The following is a 23,112-nucleotide window of genomic DNA, read 5'->3' as shown; positions in this document are numbered from 1 at the left end:
AGGCCTGATACATAGATGCAACCGGGTTCCTATGTTCAAAAAGCAGCTAGACAGTGTGGGCGAGTCCATACATAGGAGCGGGTTTACCCGCGAAGCGGCCAGCCCAGCAGAAACACAAATGAAAACGCCACCTCAGCAGGTGGCGTTTTCTGTTTTACCGACCGACGATCAATAATCGTCCTTGTCGAACCGCCGCGCCTCACGCTGCAGCTGGTACACGAAACTCTCGATCTTGCGCTGCGCCTGCCCGCTCAGGTTGTGGAAACGCACGCCGGCAAAGGTGGTGTTGATGCGCTCTTCATAGTGCAGATGACGCAGCTCGACCATGGTGTCCACCAGGCCCAGTGGGTTGCCCGCCTTGAAGCGCTCATACACCTGGCCCAGTTGCAAGCGGTCTTCGACATTGCCTTCGAAGCGCAGTTTGCAGCCGGTGGCCGAGATATCCAGCAGCTTGCCTCGCATGGCGCCGTTGCCCTTGAGGTGAGCACCGTCAAGGATGATGTCGACCAGCTGCGATAGCTTCAGCGCGGCGCGGAAGGCGTTGCGGCGCTGGTGGTAGGTCACCTCTTGCGGCAGGGGGCCGCTGTAGCAGCGGTGGCCGTCGACTTCGCTGATTTTCAGCGCGTGATCGCATTCCCAGGCGATGCGTACACCATCGTGGAAGCCTTCGACACGGAAGTGCTCGCCGTTCTCGATGAATTTCTCGCCGTCACGGGGGATCATCTCATCCAGTGCCAGGGTGTTGCTTTCGCGGTCCACGTGCACCACATAGCTTTGGAAGCGATGGCTGCGGTCGTGGAAGGTGATGATCAGGGGGTCGTGGCTTTCCTGCAGCTGCCGCAAGTTGGCCGCAATCTCCAAGGGGGTGCTCAACACCTTGGGTGGTTGCGGGGCATCGGATTCATTGAACACAGCTTATTGTTCTCCAGGCAAAAGCGACACACGCAAGTAACGGCATTTTGCCACTATGTTCTGTGCCTTGATAGAAAAAATCACACTTGGCTGAGCGCGCGCGGCTTGGCCAGCGGCGAGGTGCTGCCACGGCTGTCGTAGAGCGAAGGCGAATCGCCGCCCTGAAGGATGCGGATCTGGTTGTTGGTGACGTGTTGCTGCACCTGGATGATCCGGCCATTGGTCTGGTTGACCTGCTGGCAGTCGTCCATCAGTTGCGACAACATGTCGAGCCGCTGCAGCATCACATCACCATGGGGTGACTGCGCAGCTACAGCCTGCACACCGATGCGGTCGGCACTCAGGCCCAGGCTGCCGAGCAATTGGCTGCGGCGCTGGCCGTGCTGCTCGAGCAAGATGATCAACGACTGCTTGCGCGCCAGGATTTGCTCCAGCAGCGGCATGTCGCGGCCATGCAGGGCGATTGCTTCCTTGTGCAGAAGGTCGAGCAATTCCTGCATCGGGGCAATGTCATCTTCGATCAGTTGCAGCAAGGTGGTGTCGTGCATGGCTAACTCTTGGCTTTTCTGGCGTCCGTGAAGTCAGCGCGCCGTACGGTCAGCGCTGGGCTTCGAAATCAAGCAGTTTGCTGGCGACCCGGCCGGCATCGACCTGGTAGCTGCCGTCGGCGATCGCCTGCTTCAACTGGGCCACACGGGCGCTGTTGACCACGGGCTCGTCGCGCAGCTTGTCGCTGATCTTCTGCAACTGCTGTGCCTCTTGGCTGAGGTGTACCGCCTCTCCGCTGGCGCTGGTGTCTTTCACCGCTTCCTGGCTGGCTGCCGGTTTTTCGGCGCTGCCGGACGCGGTGTTGCCGCGCACGCCGCCCGTGACGGACGGAGAGTTATTCAAACGACTGAAGTCGATGACCATGATCAGAAACCTCTGGGTATTTGGACGCTTGCCTTGTTTTCGGCCAACCCGATATAAACTTTAGGCACAAATGCATTGCCGCCTGTCGGCAAGCCCGCGAACCCGTGTTCTGACACAGTTTAGGAAAAGCGGTTCCTCACTGCCAGCGCAATCTGGTGGCTGGCCTACATACTGACCTCGACCTGGCCCGGGCCGGTCACCCTGGCCTTGACCACGCGTTTGGAATTGAGGTTGCGTACCCGAATCTGCTCGCTCAGGCCGCCCTTGCTCAGGGCTTCGCCCGGCATGCGCACACTCAGGCTGCCACTGCGGGCAATGATCACCACCTGGTCACCCTTGCGCACCACCTCGGCCTGTTCCAGATGTTGCGGGGTGAGCACCTGGTCGATCACCGTGGGGCGCAGCATCTTCATGCCCACCGCCTGGTCCAGCTCGGTCAGAAAGCCCTGGCCCAGGGTGCCGACATCGCGCTCGCGCAGGGCCACGTCACCTTCGCCGACCGTGTTGTCGCGCTTGAGCGGGCGGGTCACCACCACCACGTCGCGGAAAACTCGCACGGTGGCCGGCACGAATACCGTCCACGGTGCTGCGCCGTTGCAGCGTATCCGTACCGTCACCCGGCCCAGCGGCTGGGCCGGGCTTTCCAGTGAGGCGTCCAGCTGCTGGCTGCACAACGGCATGCGCAGGCGTGGGTCCAACGGGTTGACCTGGATTTCATAGCGGCCGGCAGTCTGGGTGGTGGACAGATAATCTTCAACGGTGAATTCAAGAAACCCTTGGGTGACACCGATAAGCTGTTCAGGCAAGGTGAACGCGTTCGCCACCGTGCGAACGCCGGGCATCAGCAGGCACAGCGTGGCCAGCGGGCCAGTCAGCAGGCGTGTCAATCGTCGGGAAAATGTCGTTTTCGTGTGCATGACACTCAAAAAAGCAAAGCCCGTGCCGACTCGCTACCTGAGTTGCAACGAAAGGCTGAAACGTTAAGGAGTCTGGCATGGCGGGTGTTATGGATTCGGTCAACCAGCGCACGCAGCTGGTGGGGCAGAATCGCCTGGAATTGCTGCTGTTCCGCCTCAATGGCGAACAGCTTTACGGCATCAATGTGTTCAAGGTCAGGGAAGTACTGCAATGCCCTGCGCTGACCCTGCTGCCCAAGGCGCACCCTGTGGTGCGTGGCGTTGCCAATATTCGCGGGGCGACCATCCCGATCCTCGACTTGTCGATGGCCACCGGGTTGCGGCCGTTGCAGGAAGACACACGCAACAGCTTCGTGATCATCACCGAGTACAACACCAAGACCCAAGGCTTCCTGGTGCATTCGGTGGAGCGCATCGTCAACATGAACTGGGAAGAGATCCATCCGCCACCCAAGGGTACCGGCCGTGATCACTACCTGACCGCTGTCACCCGGGTGGACAACCGCATGGTCGAGATCATCGACGTGGAGAAGGTGCTGGCCGAAGTGTCGCCGTCGTCCGAGTCGGTATCGGCCGGTGTGATAGATGCAGAAGTGCAGGACAAGGCGGTGTTGATGCGGGTCCTGACCGTCGACGATTCGTCGGTTGCGCGCAAGCAGGTCAGCCGTTGCCTGCAGACCGTAGGGGTCGAGGTAGTGGCGCTTAATGATGGCCGTCAGGCGCTGAACTACCTGCGTCAGCTGGTGGATGAGGGCAAAAAGCCGGAAGAAGAGTTCCTGATGATGATCTCGGACATTGAAATGCCGGAAATGGACGGTTATACGCTAACCGCAGAGATTCGCAGCGATCCGCGCATGCAAAAATTGCACATCTGCCTGCATACTTCGCTTTCCGGGGTGTTCAACCAGGCAATGGTCAAGAAGGTCGGTGCCGATGACTTCCTGGCCAAGTTCAAACCGGACGACCTGGCCCAGCGGGTGGTCGACCGGATCAAGGCAGCGCATTGAAGCAGCCGGGGGCATGCCCTCCGGCACCAGTGATTGAAAAGAGGCGGCAGTAGTGTCTACGGGTAATTTGGATTTCGAACAGTTCCGGGTCTTCCTGGAGAAAGCCTGTGGCATCCTGCTGGGCGAGAATAAGCAGTACCTGGTTTCCAGCCGTCTCAACAAGCTGATGGAACAACAGGGCATCAAGAGCCTGGGTGAGCTGGTGCAGCGCATTCAGGCCCAGCCGCGCGGCGGTTTGCGCGAGCAGGTGGTCGATGCCATGACCACCAACGAGACCCTGTGGTTTCGCGACACCTACCCGTTCGAGGTGTTGAAGAACAAGGTGATCCCCGAGTTCATCCGCAACAACCCCGGCCAGCGCCTGCGCATGTGGTCGGCGGCCTGTTCGTCGGGGCAGGAGCCGTATTCCATTTCAATGGCGATCGACGAGTTCGAGCGCAGCAACCTCGGCCAGTTGAAGATGGGGGCGCAGATCGTCGCCACCGATCTCTCCGGCACCATGCTGACCAACTGCAAGACCGGCGAATACGACAGCCTGGCGATTGCCCGCGGCCTGTCCCAGGAACGCCTGCAGCGCTACTTCGATCCAAAGGGGCCGGGGCGTTGGGCGGTCAAGCCGGCGATTCGCAGCCGTGTCGAGTTCCGCTCGTTCAACCTGCTCGACAGCTATGCCAGTCTGGGCAAGTTCGACATCGTGTTTTGTCGCAATGTGCTGATCTATTTCTCGGCGCAGGTGAAGAAGGACATCCTGCTGCGCATTCACAGTACCCTCAAGCCCGGTGGCTACCTGTTCCTCGGCGCCTCGGAAGCGCTGAACGGCTTGCCGGACCATTACCAGATGGTGCAGTGCAGCCCGGGGATCATCTACCAGGCCAAGTAAGCACGAAGGCCGGTATCGAGAGATGCCGGCCTTTTTGTATGCCTATCCGCTGTTCCTGCCGAGCTCCCCGTAGGAGCGGGTTTACCCGCGAAGAGGCCGGCCCAGGAAAACACTGACGTCAATTTTTTGTTTTGCCGCTTTTGCCGCCCATCAATTGCCGCTTTTGTCACCTCAGGCGGAAGGCCTTTGCCGCTTTTCTGGCATCAATCTGACAGTACCGCGCCGCAAAACCCCATAAATACGGGCTTTCCAGTGGTTGGCACAGCCCTTGCTATACCTTGCTCAACGAAATTCCGGTCAACCTCTGAAGGTTTCCCTGACATGAGCATCAGCTTCGACAAGGCGCTTGGTATTCACGAAAAGGCACTGGGCTTCCGCGCCCAGCGCGCTGAAGTGCTGGCCAACAACATCGCCAACGCCGACACGCCCAACTACAAGGCCCGTGACATGGACTTCGCCTCGGTGCTCGCAGCCGAAAGCGACAAGCAGCAGAGCGGCGGCCGCTTCAACCTTGACCGGACCAACAGCCGGCACATCGAAGCTGAGGGCCTGGCCATGGCCGATGAAACCCTCAAGTACCGCACGCCGCTGCAGCCGTCGATCGACCAGAACACCGTGGATGCGCAGATCGAGCAATCGAACTACACGGAAAACGCGATTGGCTTCCAGGCCAGCTTCACCTTGCTCAACAATAAATTCAAAGGGCTGGTTTCCGCCCTGCGGGGAGAATGACCATGTCCCTTTCCAGTGTCTTCAACATTGCCGGTAGCGGCATGAGCGCACAGAACACGCGTCTGAACACCGTGGCGTCCAACATCGCCAACGCCGAGACCGTGTCTTCGAGCATCGACCAGACGTACCGCGCCCGCCACCCGGTGTTCGCCACCACCTTCCAGAATGCGCAGGCCGGTAGCAGCCAGTCGCTGTTCGAAGACCAGGGCGAGGCAGGGCAGGGCGTGCAGGTAAAAGGCATCGTCGAAGACCAGAGCACCCTTGAAGCACGCTACGAGCCGAACCACCCGGCGGCGAACAAGGACGGCTACGTCTACTACCCGAACGTCAATGTGGTCGAGGAGATGGCTGACATGATCTCCGCCAGCCGCGCGTTTCAGACCAACGCTGAACTGATGAACACGGCCAAGAACATGATGCAGAAAGTGCTGACCCTGGGGCAGTGATAGGAAGCCGACATGACCACCACCAATTCCACTACAGACGTCGGCAGCGCATACCTGACCTCGCTGCAGAAGCAGACGTCCAAGACTGACAGCTCTACCGGCGCCGCCGGCAGCGCGCTGGGCAAGGACGCGTTCCTGCAGTTGCTGGTCACCCAGATGCAGAACCAGAACCCGCTCGACCCGCAGGAAAACGGCGAGTTCGTGGCCCAGTTGGCGCAGTTCAGCAGCCTGGAAAGCATGCAGTCGCTGAACGACGCTGTGACCTACATCGCGGCCGGGCTGCAATCTTCCCAGGCCTTGCAGGCCTCCTCGCTGGTCGGGCGCAATGTCATTGTCCAGACCGACAAGGCTGTGGTCGATACCAGCAAGGACATGAAGGGCTCGGTCAACCTGACGTCGTCCAGTACCTCCACCTCGGTGGGGATCTACGACAAGGACGACAAGCTGGTGCGCACCATCGAACTCGGTACCCAGAAGTCTGGCAGCATCGACTTTACCTGGGATGGCCTGAACGATGACGGTGAAGTCGCGGCCGCCGGGACCTACACCTTCAAGGCCACCGCCTCGATCGATGGCAAGGCCACGGCCATGACCACCAACCTACCGGCCTCGGTTACCAGTGTGACCATGGGTAGCAACGGTTCGGAGATGACGCTCAACCTGGCCGGGCTGGGCAGTGTTGCGCTTTCCAAAATCCAAAGCATCGGCATCTAGGGCCTGAGCAAAACGACAGGAGTTACACATGTCTTTCAATATCGGCCTTAGCGGCCTCTATGCAGCAAACAAGGCCCTGAACGTTACCGGCAACAACATTGCCAACGTTGCCACCACCGGCTTCAAGTCGTCGCGTGCCGAGTTCGCCGACCAGTACTCCAACTCCATCCGCGGCACCAGCGCGGGCAAGACCGTGATCGGCACCGGGGTAAAGACTGCCGCGGTGTCGCAGCTGTTCACGCCAGGCAATATCAACGCCACCGGCCAGGCGCTGGACATGGCTATCGATGGCAACGGCTTCTTTGCCCTGAACGACAACGGCTCGAAGATCTACACCCGTGCGGGCGCTTTCTACAGCGACAAGGCCGGTTATGTGGTGAATGCTTCGGGTGCCAACCTGCAGGGTTATGCGGTCGGCGAGGACGGCAAGATCATCCAGGGCATCCTGACTGACCTGCAGATCGATACTTCCAACCTGACGCCGAAGCCGACCAGCCTCATCACCGAGAAGATCAACCTGAACTCGGCTGCGACCTCCCCGTCGGTGACGCCCTTCGATCCCACCAATGCCAGTTCCTACAACTTCACGTTCAATACCCCGGTGTTCGACAGCCAGGGTAATGAACACCAGATGAACCAGTACTTCATCAAGGACGACGCGACCAATACCTGGTCCATGCACACCACTATCGATGGCCGCAACCCGGCCAATCCGGCCTCCACCACGCCGCTGGTCAACGCCGTGCCGTTCAAGTCCGATGGTACGCTGGACAAGGATGCAATGACTGCGGGTGACGTCGCGGGCGGCCTGAGCATTGGCGAAGACAAGATCTTCCAGCTCAACGACTGGATCCCGGCGCAGAAAAACGCCGCTGGAGAGTGGTCGGCCAATGGCGCCATCGCCAACGCGGACGGTGTGAAGCTGGACATGCTGGGTGCCACCCAATACAACGCGTCGTCCGCAGAAATCGCCAAAACCCAGGATGGCTTCGCCACCGGTGAGCTGTCGGGGCTGAGCATCGACCAGAACGGCTACCTGTTTGCCAGCTTCACCAACGGCAAGGACAAGGTGATCGGCCAGGTGGCGATTGCCAACTTCGCCAACCTGCAGGGCCTGACGCCGATTGGCGGTACCAACTGGAAAGAGTCCTATGCCTCGGGCGTGCCGGTGATCGGCGCTCCGGACACCGGTACCCTCGGCCAGATTTCCGGTGGTGCCCTGGAGGACTCCAACGTCGACCTGACCGGCGAGCTGGTAAACCTGATCAAGGCGCAGAGCAACTACCAGGCCAATGCCAAGACCATTTCCACTGAAAGCACCATCATGCAGACCATCATTCAGATGACCTGATGATTGTATTGGCTTTGGTGTTTGTAATTGGGGCCGCAAAGCGGCCCCAAGAATGTGAAGGTTCACGCGAATGAAGCGGCTGTCGTTACTGGCCTTGTTCCCCTTGCTGGTGCTGGTTCTGCCTGCCCCCGCTGCCCCCGCCCCGTTCTATCAATGGCAAAGCCTGGTCACCGGCCGCTACCTGTGTTCGGCCCACAACCCGGGCAAAGGCTGGGTGCGCCACTCTGGCCCCTACAACAACGCCGCCTGCCGCGCCCATTGAGCAAGCCCTTGCCGCAGGCGGCAAACATCCGCCGACAAACTGACGGTTATTGCCCCTTGCCGCGCTGAAAGCCCCGTAAACCGGGTGTTTCAGACTTGGTTCAATTATTGCTTGGAACCTGCCCAGTGACAGCGCGGCAGCTACGCGCAGAGGAGAAACTGTGGACAAGTTGCTTTATGTGGCCATGACCGGCGCCAGCCAGAACGCGCTGGCGCAGAAGGCCCACGCCAACAACCTGGCGAACATTTCCACCAACGGTTTTCAGCGCGACCTGGAGCAGGCCCGCTCGATGCCGGTGTTCGGTGACAGCTTTCCGGCGCGTGCATTCGCCATGACCGAGCGCCCGGCCACCGACTTCAGTGAAGGCCCGTTGGTCGAAACTGGCCGCGACCTTGACGTGGCGGTGACCGGCAAAGGCTTTATCGCCGTGCAGGCGCCGGACGGCAGCGAAGCCTATGTGCGTACCGGTAGCCTGAACATCGATGCCCTCGGTGTGCTGCGTGCCGGCAATGGCATGCCGGTGATCGGCAACGGTGGCCCGATCGCCATCCCGCCGGAGCAGAAAGTGGAAGTGGGTGCCGACGGCACCATCAGCATCCGCTCCATGGGTGAAGACCCGCGGGTGATGGCCGAGGTCGACCGCATCAAACTGGTCAACCCGGACACCAAAGGCCTGACGAAGGGCCTGGACGGTCTGATCCATACCACTTCCGGCCAGCCGGCCGATGCCGACGTCAACGTGCGGGTGGTGGCTGGCTTCCTGGAAGGCAGCAATGTCAACGCTGTCGAGGAAATGACCTCGGTGCTGGCGCTGTCCCGCCAGTTCGAACTGCACGTCAAGATGATGAATACGGCCAAGGAAGGCGACGAAGCCATGGCTCGGGTTTTGCAAATCGGCTAATCACTTTTGAACGGGTGCCGTAAAACAGGCGCACGAGGAGAACTCACATGCTTCCGGCTCTTTGGGTCGCTAAAACCGGCCTGTCCGCTCAGGACACCAACCTGACGGTCATTTCCAACAACCTGGCCAACGTCTCGACCACCGGCTTCAAGCGTGATCGCGCCGAATTCGCAGACCTGCTCTACCAGATCAAGCGCCAGCCTGGTGCCCAGTCGACCCAGGACAGCGAGCTGCCCTCGGGCCTGCAGGTCGGTACCGGTGTGCGTATCGTGGGCACCCAGAAAAGCTTCGTTGCCGGCAGCCTGCAAACCACCGACAACCCGTTGGACATGGCAGTCAACGGCCGCGGTTTCTTCCAGATCCTGCAGCCGGACGGCACCGTGTCGTATACCCGTGACGGTACCTTCCACCTGAACTCCGACGGCCAGATCGTCACTAACAACGGCTACGCCCTGGAGCCTGCCATTGTCGTGCCTAACGACGCCCAGACCTTCACCGTTGGCCAGGACGGCACCGTGTCGATCACCACCGCCGGCAACCCGGCTGCACAGGTGATCGGCAACATCCAGACCGCCGACTTCATCAACCCGGCTGGCTTGCAGGCGATCGGCGACAACCTGTTCCTCGAGACCGCCGCCAGTGGCGCGCCTCAGGTCGGCACCCCAGGCCTGAACGGTTTTGGCACCACCTTGCAGCAGACGCTGGAGAACTCCAACGTCAGTACCGTGGAAGAGCTGGTGAACATGATCACCACTCAGCGTGCCTACGAGATGAACTCCAAAGTCATTTCCACGGCCGACCAGATGCTGTCGTTCGTTACTCAACAGCTCTAAGCCCTGTCACTCAGCTGCGCCCGTGAGGTAAGTGTCATGAATCGTCTGTTGTCCGTTTTCGCCCTGGGGGGGGCGGTGTTGCTGGCAGGTTGCGTCGCACCGACGCCCAAGCCCAACGACCCGTACTATGCGCCGGTGTTGCCGCGCACCCCGTTGCCGGCAGCGGCCAACAACGGTTCGATCTACCAGGCCGGTTTCGAGCAGAACCTGTACAGCGACCGCAAGGCGTTCCGGGTGGGTGACATCATCACCATCACGCTCAATGAGCGCACGTCCGCCAGCAAGAACGCGGGCTCGCAGATCGCCAAGACCAGCAAGACCGACATCGGCCTGACTTCGCTGTTTGGTAGCACGCCCAACACCAATAATCCGTTCGGTGGCGGTGACCTTTCGCTGGAGGCCGGTTATAGCGGCGATCGCGCGACCAAGGGCGACAGCAAGGCCACCCAGGGCAACACGCTGACCGGTTCGATCACCGTCACCGTGGCCGAGGTACTGCCCAACGGCATCATCGCCGTGCGCGGCGAGAAGTGGCTGACCCTGAACACCGGCGAAGAGCTGGTGCGCATTGCCGGCATGGTTCGCGCTGACGATATCGCCACCGACAACACCGTGCCGTCCACCCGTGTGGCCGACGCGCGCATCACCTACTCCGGTACCGGTTCGTTCGCCGATGCCAGCCAGCCCGGGTGGCTGGACCGCTTCTTCATCAGCCCGCTTTGGCCTTTCTGAGTACGGATGACCATGTTCAACGTGAGGCAGCTGATTGCCACAACCCTGCTTTTGTCCTGCGCCTTCGCTGCCCAGGCCGAGCGCCTGAAGGACATTGCCAGCATCTCTGGCGTACGTTCCAACCAGTTGATTGGTTACGGCCTGGTGGTAGGCCTCAATGGCACGGGTGACCAGACCACCCAGACGCCGTTCACCCTGCAAACCTTCAACAACATGCTGTCGCAATTCGGCATCAAGGTGCCGGCCGGTTCCGGCAACGTGCAGCTGAAGAACGTTGCCGCAGTGTCGGTGCATGCCGACCTGCCACCGTTCGCCAAGCCGGGCCAGGTGGTGGACATCACCGTGTCGTCGATCGGTAACTCGAAGAGCCTGCGCGGCGGCAGCCTGTTGATGACCCCGCTCAAGGGTATCGACGGCAACGTTTACGCCATTGCCCAGGGCAACCTGGTCGTGGGTGGCTTTGACGCCGAGGGCCGTGACGGCTCGAAGATCACTGTCAACGTGCCGTCGGCCGGTCGTATTCCGGGTGGTGCCAGTGTCGAGCGTGCGGTGCCCAGCGGCTTCAACCAGGGCAACACCCTGACCCTGAACCTCAATCGCCCCGACTTCACGACCGCCAAGCGCATCGTGGACAAGGTCAACGACCTGCTCGGCCCTGGCGTGGCCCAGGCCGTGGATGGTGGTTCGGTACGGGTCAGCGCGCCGATGGACCCAAGCCAGCGCGTGGATTATCTGTCGATCCTCGAAAACCTCGAAATCGACCCGGGCCAGGCGGTGGCCAAGGTCATCATCAACTCGCGTACCGGCACCATCGTGATCGGCCAGAACGTCAAGGTGTCGCCGGCGGCGGTGACCCACGGCAGCCTGACCGTGACCATCACCGAAGACCCGATCGTCAGCCAGCCGGGGGCCTTCTCCAATGGCCAGACTGCCGTGGTGCCACGCTCGCGGGTCAATGCCGAGCAGGAAGCCAAGCCGATGTTCAAGTTCGGCCCGGGCACCACGCTGGATGAAATCGTCCGCGCGGTGAACCAGGTGGGCGCAGCGCCCGGCGACCTGATGGCGATCCTCGAAGCCTTGAAACAGGCCGGCGCCTTGCAGGCCGACCTGATCGTGATCTGAGGACGGCGCGGATGAATATCAAAAGCCAGGTATCCGGTAGTGCCGACAGCGGCGCCTACACCGACCTCAACCGTCTGAGTGCCCTCAAGCACGGCGATCGCGACAGCGAAGCCAATGTGCGCAAGGTGGCCCAGGAATTCGAGTCGCTGTTCATCAGCGAAATGCTCAAGGCCTCGCGCAAGGCCAGTGACGTGCTGGCCGACGACAACCCGATGAACACCGAAACGGTCAAGCAGTACCGCGACATGTACGACCAGCAGTTGGCCGTGAGCATGTCCCGCGAAGGTGGCGGCATCGGCTTGCAGGACGTGCTGGTGCGCCAGCTGACCAAGGGCCGCAGTGCGTCGATCAATACCAGCCCGTTCCCGCGCGTCGATAGCGGTGGCCCGGCATTGTGGGGCAACAAGGTGGCGGAGCCAGCGCATGCCATGGCCTCGTCCGCTACGCGCAACGACGTTGCTGCACTCAACGCGCGGCGCCTGGCCCTGCCAAGCAAACTCACCGACCGCCTGTTGGCCGGTATCGTGCCGTCGGCGGAAACTGCCAATAACGCCGCCGTGCCTGCCCGTGACGGTCAGGCAGTAGCCAAGGCCTTCGCCGTGCCGGACAACGGCCTGCGCATTGTCGGCCGTGCCGTGGCCCAGCCACCGCTGGCGCCGAACAAGGCTTTCACCGACAGCGACGCCTTCGTCGCCACCATGCTGCCAATGGCCGAGCAGGCCGCCCGGCGCATTGGTGTCGACCCACGCTACCTGGTGGCCCAGGCCGCGCTGGAAACCGGTTGGGGCAAGTCGGTGATGCGCAACAGCGACGGCAGCAGCAGCCACAACCTGTTCGGCATCAAAGCCACCGGCAACTGGCAAGGCGAGCAGGCGCGGGCGATCACCAGCGAATTCCGCGATGGCCAGTTCGTCAAGGAAACCGCGGCGTTCCGCAGCTACGACTCCTACCAGGACAGCTTCCACGATCTCGTTACCTTGCTGCAGAGCAATGCTCGCTATCAAGGTGCGCTGGATGCGGCCGATAACCCTGAGCAGTTTGCAAGAGAGCTGCAAAAAGCAGGTTATGCGACCGACCCGGGCTATGCGAAGAAAATCATCAGCATCGCCCAGCAAATGCAGTCAACCCCGCAATACGCCATGGCTGGCAGAACCACGAACTTATAAAAGGACTAAATCATGTCGAGCCTGATTTCCATCGGCCTGAGTGGCCTGAGTGCCAGCCAGGCGGCCTTGTCGGTAACCAGTAACAACATCGCCAACGCCGCGACCAGTGGCTACTCGCGCCAGCAGACGGTTCAGGCGGCGGGGCCTTCGCACAACATAGGCGCAGGGTTCCTGGGTACCGGCACCACGCTGGCGGATGTGCGTCGCATCTACAGCTCCTACCTGGACAACCAGTTGCAGACGGCCACCTCGTTGCAGGCAGACTCGGTGACGTTCCAGGATCAGATCACCAGCGTCGACAAACTGCTGGCCGACCGTGACACCGGCATCAGCTCGGTCCTTACCGCCTTCTTCTCGGCGCTGCAGACTGCAGCGGCGAAACCGGGTGACGTTGCCTCGCGTCAGTTGCTGCTGACCCAGGCGCAAACCCTGAGCAACCGTTTTAACGCGGTGAGCACCCAGCTGACCCAGCAGAACGCCACGATCAACTCCCAGCTCGACACCATGGCCGGCCAGGTGAACAAGCTCACCGCCAACATTGCCGAGTACAACAAGCAGATCACCGCGGCCAGCGCCTCCGGCAACAGCCCCAACAGCCTGCTGGATGCGCGCAGCGAAGCCGTGCGCCAGCTCAACGAGCTGGTAGGGGTGACGGTGCAGGAGCGTGATGGCAACTACGACGTGTACCTGGGCAGTGGCCAATCGCTGGTCACCGGAACCAAGGCCAACACCTTGTCGGTGGAGCCGGGTGTGGCCGACAAGAGCCAGGTTGCCCTGCGCATCAACTATGACTCGTTCAGCTCAGACGTGACCTCGGTGGTGTCCGGTGGCGCCATTGGCGGCCTGTTGCGTTATCGCCAGGACGTGCTGACGCCGTCGATGAACGAGCTTGGTCGCGTTGCCCTGGTCGTCGCCGACAGCATCAATAGCCAGCTGGGGCAGGGCCTGGATGCCAACGGCCAGTTCGGCAGCTCGCTGTTCTCCAGCATCAACAGCGCCACCGCCATTGCCCAGCGCAGCCTGGCCTCGTCGAACAACAGTGCAGGCTCCGGCAATCTGGATGTCACCATCGCCAACAGCGGTGCGTTGACCACCTACGACTACGAGGTGAAGTTCACCAGCGCCAACCAGTACAGTGTGCGTCGCTCGGACGGCACCGACATGGGCAGCTTCGACCTGAATACCGACCCGGCACCGGTGATCGATGGATTCAGCCTGGCGTTGAAAGGCGGCGGCCTGGCGGCCGGCGACAGCTTCAAGGTCATCCCCACCCGTGCAGCTGCCGGGAGCATTACCACGACCTTGACCGATGCCAACAAGCTGGCCTTCGCCGGGCCGATCAGTGCTGCGGCAGGCAGTGGCAACAGCGGTACCGGCACCATCACCCAACCTACGCTGGGCGAATCGCTGGATATCTATGGCGGTGCCGATACCGCGCTGATCCAGCAGTCGATTCGCGATTCGATGCCGGTGCGCGTGGTGTTCGACGCTGCCAGCGGTGGCTCCCAGGGCTACAAGCTGTTCGACGCCAAGGGTACCCAGATTGGTACCGGCAGCGTGGTGCCTGGGCAGGACAACAAGTTGTCCATCGCCGTGCCGATGCTGGATGCGGCCGGCGACCCGATTCTGGATGGTAGCGGTAACCCGCGTACCTTTGCCGTCGAGACCACAATCGGTGGCAGCCCTGCGGCCAATGACAGCTTTACCCTGTCGTTCAATGCCGACGGCAAGGCGGACAACCGCAATGCCAACGCGCTGCTGGACCTGCAGACCAAGTCGACCGTGGGCACCAATTCCGGCACCGGTACCAGCTTCACCTCGGCCTACGCCTCGCTGGTCGAGCGGGTAGGGGCCAAGGCCAGCCAGGCCACCATTGACACCACGGCGACCCAGGCAGTGCTCAAGTCTGCGACCGAGAGCCGCAGCGCGGTGTCGGGCGTCAACCTCGATGACGAAGCGGCCAGCCTGGTGAAGTTCCAGCACTACTACACAGCGTCGTCGCAGATCATCAAGGCGGCGCAAGAAACCTTCTCCACCCTGATCAACGCCCTGTAAGGAGTAGCGGACCGTGCGTATTTCAACTGCTCAGTTCTATGAGACCAGCGCCACTAGCTACTCCCAGAACTACTCCAACTTGGCCAAGATTACCGAACAGGTCACCTCCAAATCGCGCATCCAGTCGGCCGGTGACGACCCGGTCGGCGCTGCGCGCTTGCTGGTGCTGCAGCAACAGAGCGCCTTGTTGGAGCAGTACAGCGGAAACATGACCACGGTCAAGAACGCCCTGCTGCAGGAAGAGAGCGTGCTATCGACCATCAACGATGCCCTGCAGCGTGCCAGCGAGCTGGCGATCCAGGCGGGTAACGGGGGCCTGAGCGATGCCGACCGTACCTCGATCGCCAGCGAGATCAAGGAAATCGAAGCCAACGTGTTCGGTCTGCTGAACTCGCGCGATGCCAACGGCGACTACATGTTTGGCGGCTCCAAGTCGTCGACCCCGCCCTATGTGCGCAACGCCGACGGCACCTACAGCTACCAGGGCGACCAGACCCAGCTGAGCCTGCAGGTGTCCGACACCTTGCGCCTGGCGACCAACGACACCGGCTACAGCATTTTCGACCAGGCCACCAACAACAGCCGCACCCAGTCGAGCCTGGTAGCACCGTCGCCGGATGACGGTAAGGTATTACTGTCTGGCGGCCTGTTGACCTCGGCCACCACCTACGGCAATCAGTTTGCCGCTGGTCAGCCGTATTCTGTCACCTTCACCAGTGCCACCGAGTACAGCGTGAGGGATGCCGCCGGCAATGACATCACCAATGAAACCGCCGGCAAGGGCAAGTTCGACGTCAATACCGAAGGCGGCAAGATGATCTCGCTGCGCGGTGTCGACTTCGAGATCAACCTGAACCTGGCGGAAGGTGACGATGCTGACGCCGTCGTTGCCGGCCATGTGTTCACCCTCGAAGCCAAGCCCGATACCCTTACGGCGACGCGTAGCGCGGGTAACCCGTCGACGGCGCAGGTGACCGGCACCAGCGTCACCGACCCGGAAGCTTACCGTAGCACCTTCCCAAGCAACGGCGCGGTGATCCGCTTCACCAGCGACACCGAGTATTCGTTGTATGCGCAGCCGTACAGTGCCGAAAGCAAGCCGATTGGCTCGGGTACAGTAGGGGCGGGCAACGCAGTGACGGTGGCAGGCGTTACCTACCAGTTCGACAGCGCGCCGAAGCAAGGCGACCAGTTCTCGGTCAATGCCAATACCCATCGCACGCAGAACGTACTGGATACCCTGGGCCAGCTACGCAGCGCTCTGGAAAAGCCACTGGACACACCCGAGGCGCAGGCTGCACTGAAAACCGCCACCGACTCGGCGATTTCCAACCTGGCCAGTGCCCGGGATCGTATCGACATTACCCGTGGTTCGATCGGTGCGCGGGGCAACTCGCTGGATATTCAGGCGCAGGAAAACGAAAGCCTGGGGCTGGCCAACCAAAGCACACAAAGTGCCATTGGCGATACTGACATGGCCTCGGCCACCATTCAGCTGACCCTGCAGCAGGCCATGCTTGAGGCTTCGCAGTTGGCGTTTGCGCGCATTTCTCAGCTAAGCCTGTTCGACAAGATCTAATCTGCCTGCCTGATCCTGGGGCTGCTGCGCAGCCCTATCGCGACACAAGGCCGCTCCCACAGGTCCTCCTCTCTCCTGAGGGCGGCGTATTTGGACTGCTCCCAAGGGTTGGATTGGTGTCCAGCTTCTTGGGGGCAGTCCAGGTCGTCCTTTCTCCTGAAGGTTGCGTATTCGTGGGAGCGGCCTTGCGTCGCGAAGCGGCCCCATCGATATCTGCTGCGAAGCTGATCATTCGAGGTCCAGTGCCCGCCCGGTCATTCCGCAAATTCCCCAGTCCCCACACCCTCGCCACGGCTTTCGTAGCATTTCAATGTGACCAATGAGTCAAAACGCTCATCTTCCCTGTATTCTATGCAGCAGCTGTTGCAGCATTTTGTTACCGGTGCGCAGGCGAGCCCTGGCTACAACCCCTGGCGGTGGTCGCTCCGGTATTTGGCGCCCTCAATTCATCGAGTGGTGGTCTTTGGCTGTTTTCATTGGGAAGCCAGAATGATTGGCATCAAAAGCATTGCGAGTTACGTGCCCACCGCTGGCCTGGACAACTACGTTCAGGGTGCGAAGTTCGGCAAGGACGAAGAGTTCATGTTCGGCAAGATCGGTGCGTCGTTCTTGCCGCGCAAGGCCGAAGAGCAAGAAACCTCCGACTTGTGCGTAGAGGCCGCCCAGGCACTGTTCGCCAGCAACCCCGACCTTGATCCGCAATCGATCGATGCGTTGATCGTGGTCACCCAGAACGGCGACGAAGAAGGCCTGCCGCACACCGCAGCCATCGTCCAGAGCAAACTTGGCCTGTCTACCCGCGTGGCGGCGTTCGACGTGTCACTGGGCTGCTCCGGCTATGTGTATGGCCTGTATGCGATCAAAGGCTTCATGGAAGCGGCAGGCCTGAAGAATGGCCTGCTGATCACCGCCGACCCGTATTCGAAGATCGTCGACCCGGAAGACCGTAACACCACCATGCTGTTCGGCGACGCCGCCACGGCCACCTGGATGGGTGAAAACGCGGTATGGAACCTGGGCCAGGCGCGTTTCGGCACTGACGGTTCCGGGGCTGAGCACCTGAAAGTCAGCGACGGCAAGTTCTTCATGAACGGCCGCCAGGTATTCAACTTCGCCCTGATCAAGGTGCCAGCGCACCTGCACGAGCTGCTGGATGCCAGCGGCCTGAAGTCGTCGGATATCGACGCCTTCTGCATCCACCAGGGCAGTGCGGCGATTGTCGACGCCGTGGCGCGACGCTTTGAAGAGCAACACCCGGAGAAGTTCGTCAAGGACATGCTGGAAACCGGCAATACGGTGTCCTCCAGTGTTCCGCTGCTGCTGCAGAAGCACATGCTCGATGGCAGCTGGAAGCGCGTGGCGATCAGTGGCTTCGGCGTGGGTCTGTCGTGGGGCTCGGCCATCCTGTACCGCGACTGATCCCAGTCAGCCCCTAAAAGCGCCCGGCGGCCACCGCCCGGCGCTTTTTTTCTGTCGAAAATAAATGTCTGCCTGACGCAGCCCATTGTAGGAGCGGGTTCACCCGCGAAGAAGGCAGCTCGGTCTATGGCACCGGCTTCGCCGGTGTTCGCGGGTGAACCCGCTCCTACAGGCGGGATGAGGCATTCAGCCCATTCCAAACAGTTTTTGACGCCAATAAACCGCCCTTAACCCCTTGATTTCTCAGGGCTGGCCCCATGCCAGTATTTTTTTTTTGAAAAAACCCTCAAGCAACCCGCACACCCGACGATAACCATTACGAAGGTTCTCTAGGCCACACCCGGCTGTCGCCAGGGCCGGAAGCCGCAGTATCCATACAACGAGGAATTCGTCATGGCTTTGACCGTTAACACTAACATCACCTCCTTGGGCGTTCAGAAGAACCTGAACCGTGCTTCCGACGCGCTGGGCACCTCCATGTCCCGCCTGTCCTCTGGCCTGAAAATCAACAGCGCCAAAGACGACGCCGCTGGCCTGCAAATTTCCAACCGTCTGACCAGTCAGATCAGCGGTCTCAACGTTGCCGTAAAAAACGCCAACGACGGTATCTCCATCGCCCAGACCGCTGAAGGTGCGATGCAAGCTTCCACGAACATCCTGCAGCGTATGCGCGAACTGGCTCTGCAATCGGCGAACGGCTCGAACAGCGATGAAGACCGTACCTCGCTGCAGCAAGAGTTCACCGCGCTGTCGGGCGAACTGACCCGTATTTCCAGCACCACTACTTTCGGTGGTCGTAACCTGTTGGATGGTACTTTCACCAGCACCAGCTTCCAAGTTGGCGCGAATGCGAACGAAACTATCTCGTTCGGTATGAAGAGCGTTAGCGCTAGTGAGCTGAAAGGTTCCTATAACGAAGCGTCGGTAGATGCTGGTACCAACAAGCTGAGCGCTGTTGTCACAGGCAAGGCTGGGGTAATTACTTCCAACGCCAACGACGTAAGCTCCGCGAAATTTGTTGCTCAAGAAAAAACGTTGGGCGCTACTGGTGCTGGCAAAATCACCATTGGCACTACTGATGTTGATCTGGCTGCAACCGACAATCTGGATAGCATCGTTACCAAGATCAATGCTGCAGGTGTCACCGGCATCACTGCATCGAACCAGGGCGGTGTGCTGCGCCTCAACAACACCGGTGCCGACATGGCGCTCGCTGGTGATGCCAGTACTCTGGCCGCAGTTGGTCTGACAGCTGGCGCTACCGCAATTGGTGGTACTGCTGACACCGATGGTACGGTGCAGATGGGGGTCCAGGCAATTGGCGCAGCCGGTGACTTGGTCATTGGCAGTTCTGCAATCCGTCTCGCAGCAACTGATACCCTTGAAGATGTCGTAAATAAAGTTAACCAGTACTCTTCTTCGACTGGCGTAACTGCCAAAATTGCTGATAACGGCGATGGCACTGGCTCTCTCAGCCTGAGTTCGAAAACTGACTTCACCCTGGGCGCTTCCACTAGTGCAGCTGTTGCAACCGCGTTTGGTTACGGCACTGCTGGCGGTGATGTTGCTGTTACGACCACTACTGGCCTGACTTCCGATGCTTCCATCAAAGTTAATGGTCAGGGGTTCAGCTTTAAGGCTGGCGATACCCTGAGTTCGATCGTTGCTTCGATCAATGACGGTGCTGGTGCTGTGGGTTCTGGTGATGGGACCAAGGCCACTGGTGTGACCGCTAGCGCCAGCGCTGATGGTCGTCTGATTCTGACCTCGGCCGATGGCAAAGACATCAAGCTGGAAAATAACAGCGCTGGCGCACTGGACACCTTGGGTCTGACCTCTGGTAACACCAAGGCCAAGCTGACCGAGGCTACTTCGATCACCGTCAATAATGTCGAAGTTAAATTCAAGAAAGACGACGACATGGCGGCCATCGCTGCAGCAATTAACAGCTCGAGCAGCGGCGTTACTGCCTCTGTAAACGACGACGGTACCTTGGGTCTGTTCGCTGACCAAAACATCGTAATTGCAGATGGTAGCAATGGCACCGGTCTTGCTGCTCTGGGTCTGAGCGCTGGTACCACCAACGCAGTGACTATGAATACTTCGGTCAACGACCTGAGCATCCTGGATGCCGCGAGCGCCCAGCAAGCCATCCAGGCTCTTGATGGCGCAATCCAGCAGGTGGACAGCCAGCGTTCTCAGCTGGGTGCTGTTCAAAACCGTTTCGACAGCACCGTCGATAACCTGCAGAGCATCGGCGAAAACTCCACTGCTGCCCGCAGCCGTGTGCAAGATGCTGACTTCGCGGCTGAAACTGCCGAACTGACCAAGCAGCAAACCCTGCAACAGGCTTCCACCGCGATCCTGTCCCAGGCCAACCAGCTGCCGTCGTCGGTACTGAAACTGCTGGGCTAATTTCAAAAGCTGAGTAGTTTGACGAAGGGTACGGCGACGTACCCTTTCGTCTTTCCGAGAATAAGAGGTGTAAGACATGGATATGAGCGTGAAGCTAGGCCTGTCCTATCCCGCCTCCGCTGCGCCTGACACATCGGCGAGCAAGCGGCAAGCAAGCGACCCGGCAGCTAGCGAGCCGGTCGACAAACAACCCAAGCCTGAAGCTCGGCAAGACTTGGAAAGCGCCATCAGTGCCATCCAGGATTTCGTCAAGTCTTCAGAGCGACAACTCGACTTCTCGATCGATGACTCCACCGGCCAGGTGGTGGTCAAGGTCATTGCCCGCCAAAGCGGCGAAGTCATCCGCCAGCTGCCCTCCGAAGTGGCGCTGAAGCTGGCGGAAAACCTGAAGGATGCCAACAGCCTGTTGTTCGACACTCAGGTCTGATTGGCACGGCTTTTGTTGTAAAGCCGCACGGACGCGTTTTCGTCGGTTTTTCGACGGTCACCGAAATGGAGAGTGAAGATGGCGAGTTCAACTATTACCGGCCTGGGTTCTGGTCTTAAGATCGACGAAATCGTTGCGGCGCTAGCAAATGCCGAAAAGGCGCCCAAGCAGAAACAGATCAATACCCAAGCCACTACGGCCACTACTTCGCTGTCGGCTATCGGTACCATCAAAAGTGCGCTGGACACGTTCCGTGCGGCAATCGCCAAGCTGAATACGGCATCAAGTTTTTCCGGTTTGGCGTCATCGTCGTCCGACGAGGCGATTGCAAAGATCAAGCTGGGCGACGGGGCTTCGTCGGGCAATTACGCGCTTGAAGTAACCCAATTGGCAACTGCTTCGAAGATATCGACGCAGGTTTATGACAAGACCTCTACCGTAGTCAACGATTCGGGTGAGCCACAGACCCTCACTATCAGTCAGGGCAGTTCTACCCACAGTGTCACCATCGCCGACGGTGCAACGCTGCAGCAGGCTCGCGATGCGATCAACGGCCAACTTCAGTCCAAAGGCATTACAGCCAACATCGTTACAGATGCCAAAGGTTCGCGGCTGATATTCTCGTCTACAAAGATGGGCGAGGGTACCGAGTTGACGCTTGGTGGCACCGCCAGCATGGCGACCGGTGTCACAACGGTCGCTAAACCCCAAAATGCCAAATATACACTGGACGGTCTGGAGCTAGAATCAGCGTCCAATACTGTCACTGGAGCCGTCAGTGGTGTCGATATCACGCTGGTCAAAGAGGGTAAGGCCAACCTTGGGATCGCCAGCAACAACGATACCTTGAAGACCTCCGTACAGTCTTTTGTCACGGCCTATAACGCGCTTATGACAGCAGTCAACGCCCAGACCAAGGTCACCACGGGCGCTGACGGCGCTGCTACCGGAGCGGCAGCGTTGACTGGCGATGCAACCATGCGCTCGCTTGTTAACTCGATTCGTAGCGAGATCACTCGTAGCGTGGGGACTACTGGTCTGAGTAGTCTGTCGCAGCTGGGTATCAATACTGTCCAGAAGACCGGCCTGCTGGAGTTAAACGATACAAAGTGGGATGCAGCGGTCAAGACCTACGGGGCTGACATCAGTGGGCTGTTTACCGGAAAAGATGGCTTGCTGACCCGGCTGACAAACACTACCGAGGATTATGTAAAAACTGGCGGGATACTGGAGACTCGCCAGACAAACTTGACCAACCAGCTTAAAGAGCTCGATGAGGCGCAGGCAGCGCTTGATCGCCGCATCACTTCGCTTACCGATACGCTGACCAAAAAATATAACGCCATGGACACCATGGTTGCTCAGCTAAAGGCCACCAGCGACAGCGTGATGACCACGCTCAATGCCCTGAACAAGTCCAACAGCGACGACTGATTACGTTAAAGAAAACCGGGCTGCGGCCGATTCAATAGGTATGCGGCCCACGTCCAGCCCCGTTCACTGAGGATCCCCCATGCACCCGATGAGAGCCCTTCGCCAGTACCAGAAGGTCAATTCCCACGCTCAGATTTCTGAAGCCACTCCGCACCGCCTGGTGCAGTTGCTGATGGAAGGCTCGCTTGACCGCATGGCTCAGGCCAAAGGTGCGATCGCGCGCGGCGATGTGGCGCTGAAGGGTGTGATGCTGGGCAAGGCCATTGACATCATCGGTGGTCTACGTGAGGGGCTGGATAAGGAAAAGACCGATAACCCAGACGAACTGGACCGCCTCGACAGCCTGTACGACTACATGGCTCGCCGCCTGATTCAGGCCAACCTGCATAGCGATCCGGCCATGATCGACGAAGTCGCGCAATTGATGATCACTGTCAAAAGCGGCTGGGATGCCATCGCCTCCGCCGAGCAATAACACCCTGAGGAGCCCCCCCATGAGCGCGCTGCAGCAAATCGAAGACACCCGCCTTGCCCTGAGCGAGGCCCTGCAAGTGCGCGACTGGGCGGCCATTGGTGAGTTGGACTTGGCCTGTCGTGCGCTGATGGATGAATTACTGCAAGAGAATCAGGATGATGAGGCCGCAATCCGGGCCAATCTGGAAGCGTTGATGGCGGTTTATCGTCAGCTGATCGACGTTGCAAGTGACGAGCGTCAATCCTTGGTCGCACAAATGTCGAATATCAACCAAGCGAAACACGCCACAAAGGTATACCATCTGTTCAGCTGAAGCTGGGCAGAGAGCAACGCTTCGGCGCCATAAATTTGACTGCCTTTAAGTTTTTGACTTTACTAGTGGCTGTTTTCGAATTTCAGACGTCCGAACACTGACCATTCA

Annotated in this window: 24 protein-coding genes; 20 read left to right on the top strand and 4 right to left on the bottom strand. The window is 59.9% G+C overall.

Translation table 11 applies throughout. The annotated features are described in order from the left end of the window. Nucleotides 1-168: 168 nt before the first annotated feature. From ACF8O8_RS16170 to flgA, 4 genes are all read right to left on the bottom strand, one after another. Nucleotides 169-912, bottom strand: a complete 744-nt coding sequence (locus ACF8O8_RS16170; protein ID WP_010955107.1) for a flagellar brake protein — start codon at nt 910-912, stop codon at nt 169-171. A gap of 80 nt (nt 913-992) precedes the next feature. Then, nucleotides 993-1,460 carry a flagella synthesis protein FlgN gene (locus tag ACF8O8_RS16165; RefSeq protein ID WP_020193298.1) on the bottom strand — a complete coding sequence of 156 codons (468 nt, stop codon included), beginning with the start codon at nt 1,458-1,460 and terminating at the stop codon, nt 993-995. 49 nt (nt 1,461-1,509) lie between these two features. Continuing rightward, nucleotides 1,510-1,824 (bottom strand): flagellar biosynthesis anti-sigma factor FlgM, encoded by a 315-nt coding sequence (gene flgM / locus ACF8O8_RS16160; RefSeq protein ID WP_003254479.1) that lies wholly within the window; start codon nt 1,822-1,824, stop codon nt 1,510-1,512. Nucleotides 1,825-1,988: 164 nt separating this feature from the next. After that, nucleotides 1,989-2,741, bottom strand: a complete 753-nt coding sequence (gene flgA, locus ACF8O8_RS16155; RefSeq protein ID WP_392509987.1) for a flagellar basal body P-ring formation chaperone FlgA — start codon at nt 2,739-2,741, stop codon at nt 1,989-1,991. A gap of 77 nt (nt 2,742-2,818) precedes the next feature. On the opposite strand from flgA, the gene ACF8O8_RS16150 reads away from it, so the two are divergent. The 20 genes from ACF8O8_RS16150 to ACF8O8_RS16055 all read left to right on the top strand — a co-directional run bounded on the left by ACF8O8_RS16150 (nt 2,819) and on the right by ACF8O8_RS16055 (nt 23,004). Beyond that, nucleotides 2,819-3,748: a chemotaxis protein CheV gene (locus tag ACF8O8_RS16150; protein WP_010955104.1), complete on the top strand. Its 930-nt coding sequence runs from the start codon at nt 2,819-2,821 to the stop codon at nt 3,746-3,748. A gap of 52 nt (nt 3,749-3,800) precedes the next feature. Further along, nucleotides 3,801-4,628, top strand: coding sequence for a protein-glutamate O-methyltransferase CheR (cheR, locus tag ACF8O8_RS16145; protein ID WP_004575768.1), 828 nt, complete (start codon nt 3,801-3,803; stop codon nt 4,626-4,628). 321 nt (nt 4,629-4,949) lie between these two features. Then, entirely contained in the window at nt 4,950-5,360 is a 411-nt protein-coding gene (flgB, locus tag ACF8O8_RS16140) for a flagellar basal body rod protein FlgB (protein ID WP_392509986.1), read from the top strand. A gap of 2 nt (nt 5,361-5,362) precedes the next feature. Then, a complete protein-coding gene (gene flgC / locus ACF8O8_RS16135; RefSeq protein WP_003254469.1) occupies nt 5,363-5,806 on the top strand; it encodes a flagellar basal body rod protein FlgC in 444 nt (147 codons plus the stop codon). A gap of 12 nt (nt 5,807-5,818) precedes the next feature. Beyond that, nucleotides 5,819-6,520 carry a flagellar hook assembly protein FlgD gene (gene flgD / locus ACF8O8_RS16130; RefSeq protein ID WP_003254468.1) on the top strand — a complete coding sequence of 234 codons (702 nt, stop codon included), beginning with the start codon at nt 5,819-5,821 and terminating at the stop codon, nt 6,518-6,520. A gap of 28 nt (nt 6,521-6,548) precedes the next feature. After that, the gene (gene flgE, locus ACF8O8_RS16125) at nt 6,549-7,871 is read left to right on the top strand and encodes a flagellar hook protein FlgE (protein ID WP_010955102.1); all 1,323 of its coding nucleotides are present in this window, start codon (nt 6,549-6,551) and stop codon (nt 7,869-7,871) included. A 70-nt stretch (nt 7,872-7,941) separates the two neighbouring features. After that, entirely contained in the window at nt 7,942-8,133 is a 192-nt protein-coding gene (locus ACF8O8_RS16120; RefSeq protein ID WP_003254464.1) for a hypothetical protein, read from the top strand. A 160-nt stretch (nt 8,134-8,293) separates the two neighbouring features. After that, nucleotides 8,294-9,034 (top strand): flagellar basal-body rod protein FlgF, encoded by a 741-nt coding sequence (flgF, locus tag ACF8O8_RS16115; RefSeq protein ID WP_010955101.1) that lies wholly within the window; start codon nt 8,294-8,296, stop codon nt 9,032-9,034. Nucleotides 9,035-9,081: 47 nt separating this feature from the next. Further along, the gene (gene flgG / locus ACF8O8_RS16110; protein WP_129932589.1) at nt 9,082-9,867 is read left to right on the top strand and encodes a flagellar basal-body rod protein FlgG; all 786 of its coding nucleotides are present in this window, start codon (nt 9,082-9,084) and stop codon (nt 9,865-9,867) included. 36 nt (nt 9,868-9,903) lie between these two features. Beyond that, nucleotides 9,904-10,599, top strand: coding sequence for a flagellar basal body L-ring protein FlgH (gene flgH / locus ACF8O8_RS16105; protein ID WP_003254461.1), 696 nt, complete (start codon nt 9,904-9,906; stop codon nt 10,597-10,599). A gap of 12 nt (nt 10,600-10,611) precedes the next feature. Continuing rightward, nucleotides 10,612-11,721 (top strand): flagellar basal body P-ring protein FlgI, encoded by a 1,110-nt coding sequence (locus tag ACF8O8_RS16100; protein ID WP_004575771.1) that lies wholly within the window; start codon nt 10,612-10,614, stop codon nt 11,719-11,721. 11 nt (nt 11,722-11,732) lie between these two features. Further along, nucleotides 11,733-12,887, top strand: coding sequence for a flagellar assembly peptidoglycan hydrolase FlgJ (gene flgJ, locus ACF8O8_RS16095; protein WP_010955099.1), 1,155 nt, complete (start codon nt 11,733-11,735; stop codon nt 12,885-12,887). 12 nt (nt 12,888-12,899) lie between these two features. Next, a complete protein-coding gene (gene flgK, locus ACF8O8_RS16090) occupies nt 12,900-14,942 on the top strand; it encodes a flagellar hook-associated protein FlgK (RefSeq protein ID WP_392509985.1) in 2,043 nt (680 codons plus the stop codon). 13 nt (nt 14,943-14,955) lie between these two features. Then, on the top strand, nt 14,956-16,521 hold the full coding sequence (locus ACF8O8_RS16085) for a flagellar hook-associated protein 3 (protein WP_004575773.1): 1,566 nt from the start codon (nt 14,956-14,958) through the stop codon (nt 16,519-16,521). A 489-nt stretch (nt 16,522-17,010) separates the two neighbouring features. Further along, complete coding sequence (locus ACF8O8_RS16080) at nt 17,011-17,940, top strand: ketoacyl-ACP synthase III (RefSeq protein WP_003254453.1); 930 nt, start codon at nt 17,011-17,013, stop codon at nt 17,938-17,940. 393 nt (nt 17,941-18,333) lie between these two features. Further along, on the top strand, nt 18,334-20,355 hold the full coding sequence (locus tag ACF8O8_RS16075; RefSeq protein ID WP_019750727.1) for a flagellin: 2,022 nt from the start codon (nt 18,334-18,336) through the stop codon (nt 20,353-20,355). A gap of 76 nt (nt 20,356-20,431) precedes the next feature. Further along, a complete protein-coding gene (locus ACF8O8_RS16070) occupies nt 20,432-20,782 on the top strand; it encodes a flagellar protein FlaG (protein WP_019750728.1) in 351 nt (116 codons plus the stop codon). Nucleotides 20,783-20,860: 78 nt separating this feature from the next. Then, a complete protein-coding gene (gene fliD, locus ACF8O8_RS16065; protein ID WP_367864060.1) occupies nt 20,861-22,216 on the top strand; it encodes a flagellar filament capping protein FliD in 1,356 nt (451 codons plus the stop codon). Nucleotides 22,217-22,295: 79 nt separating this feature from the next. After that, complete coding sequence (gene fliS, locus ACF8O8_RS16060; RefSeq protein ID WP_019750730.1) at nt 22,296-22,691, top strand: flagellar export chaperone FliS; 396 nt, start codon at nt 22,296-22,298, stop codon at nt 22,689-22,691. Between the two features lie 19 nt (nt 22,692-22,710). Then, the gene (locus tag ACF8O8_RS16055) at nt 22,711-23,004 is read left to right on the top strand and encodes a hypothetical protein (RefSeq protein WP_003254445.1); all 294 of its coding nucleotides are present in this window, start codon (nt 22,711-22,713) and stop codon (nt 23,002-23,004) included. Nucleotides 23,005-23,112 lie beyond the last annotated feature (108 nt).

This window comes from Pseudomonas sp. TYF_14 (assembly GCF_043105275.1).
GTDB classification, from domain to species: Bacteria; Pseudomonadota; Gammaproteobacteria; order Pseudomonadales; family Pseudomonadaceae; genus Aquipseudomonas; species Aquipseudomonas alloputida.
The sequence above is the reverse complement of the archived record's forward strand: the minus strand, read 5'-3'. Positions and strand labels throughout refer to the sequence as shown.

What these genes read in the sequence shown, in the direction of transcription:
- fliD (WP_367864060.1), top strand. Translation starts at nt 20,861, where the DNA reads ATGGCGAGTTCAACTATTACCGGCCTGGGTTCTGGTCTTAAGATCGAC.
- flgG (WP_129932589.1), top strand. Translation starts at nt 9,082, where the DNA reads ATGCTTCCGGCTCTTTGGGTCGCTAAAACCGGCCTGTCCGCTCAGGAC.
- ACF8O8_RS16165 (WP_020193298.1), bottom strand. Translation starts at nt 1,460, where the DNA reads ATGCACGACACCACCTTGCTGCAACTGATCGAAGATGACATTGCCCCG.
- ACF8O8_RS16150 (WP_010955104.1), top strand. Translation starts at nt 2,819, where the DNA reads ATGGCGGGTGTTATGGATTCGGTCAACCAGCGCACGCAGCTGGTGGGG.
- flgA (WP_392509987.1), bottom strand. Translation starts at nt 2,741, where the DNA reads ATGCACACGAAAACGACATTTTCCCGACGATTGACACGCCTGCTGACT.
- flgH (WP_003254461.1), top strand. Translation starts at nt 9,904, where the DNA reads ATGAATCGTCTGTTGTCCGTTTTCGCCCTGGGGGGGGCGGTGTTGCTG.
- ACF8O8_RS16100 (WP_004575771.1), top strand. Translation starts at nt 10,612, where the DNA reads ATGTTCAACGTGAGGCAGCTGATTGCCACAACCCTGCTTTTGTCCTGC.
- ACF8O8_RS16075 (WP_019750727.1), top strand. Translation starts at nt 18,334, where the DNA reads ATGGCTTTGACCGTTAACACTAACATCACCTCCTTGGGCGTTCAGAAG.
- flgB (WP_392509986.1), top strand. Translation starts at nt 4,950, where the DNA reads ATGAGCATCAGCTTCGACAAGGCGCTTGGTATTCACGAAAAGGCACTG.
- ACF8O8_RS16070 (WP_019750728.1), top strand. Translation starts at nt 20,432, where the DNA reads ATGGATATGAGCGTGAAGCTAGGCCTGTCCTATCCCGCCTCCGCTGCG.
- flgJ (WP_010955099.1), top strand. Translation starts at nt 11,733, where the DNA reads ATGAATATCAAAAGCCAGGTATCCGGTAGTGCCGACAGCGGCGCCTAC.
- flgK (WP_392509985.1), top strand. Translation starts at nt 12,900, where the DNA reads ATGTCGAGCCTGATTTCCATCGGCCTGAGTGGCCTGAGTGCCAGCCAG.
- ACF8O8_RS16080 (WP_003254453.1), top strand. Translation starts at nt 17,011, where the DNA reads ATGATTGGCATCAAAAGCATTGCGAGTTACGTGCCCACCGCTGGCCTG.
- ACF8O8_RS16120 (WP_003254464.1), top strand. Translation starts at nt 7,942, where the DNA reads ATGAAGCGGCTGTCGTTACTGGCCTTGTTCCCCTTGCTGGTGCTGGTT.
- flgE (WP_010955102.1), top strand. Translation starts at nt 6,549, where the DNA reads ATGTCTTTCAATATCGGCCTTAGCGGCCTCTATGCAGCAAACAAGGCC.
- flgC (WP_003254469.1), top strand. Translation starts at nt 5,363, where the DNA reads ATGTCCCTTTCCAGTGTCTTCAACATTGCCGGTAGCGGCATGAGCGCA.
- ACF8O8_RS16055 (WP_003254445.1), top strand. Translation starts at nt 22,711, where the DNA reads ATGAGCGCGCTGCAGCAAATCGAAGACACCCGCCTTGCCCTGAGCGAG.
- flgM (WP_003254479.1), bottom strand. Translation starts at nt 1,824, where the DNA reads ATGGTCATCGACTTCAGTCGTTTGAATAACTCTCCGTCCGTCACGGGC.
- fliS (WP_019750730.1), top strand. Translation starts at nt 22,296, where the DNA reads ATGCACCCGATGAGAGCCCTTCGCCAGTACCAGAAGGTCAATTCCCAC.
- flgD (WP_003254468.1), top strand. Translation starts at nt 5,819, where the DNA reads ATGACCACCACCAATTCCACTACAGACGTCGGCAGCGCATACCTGACC.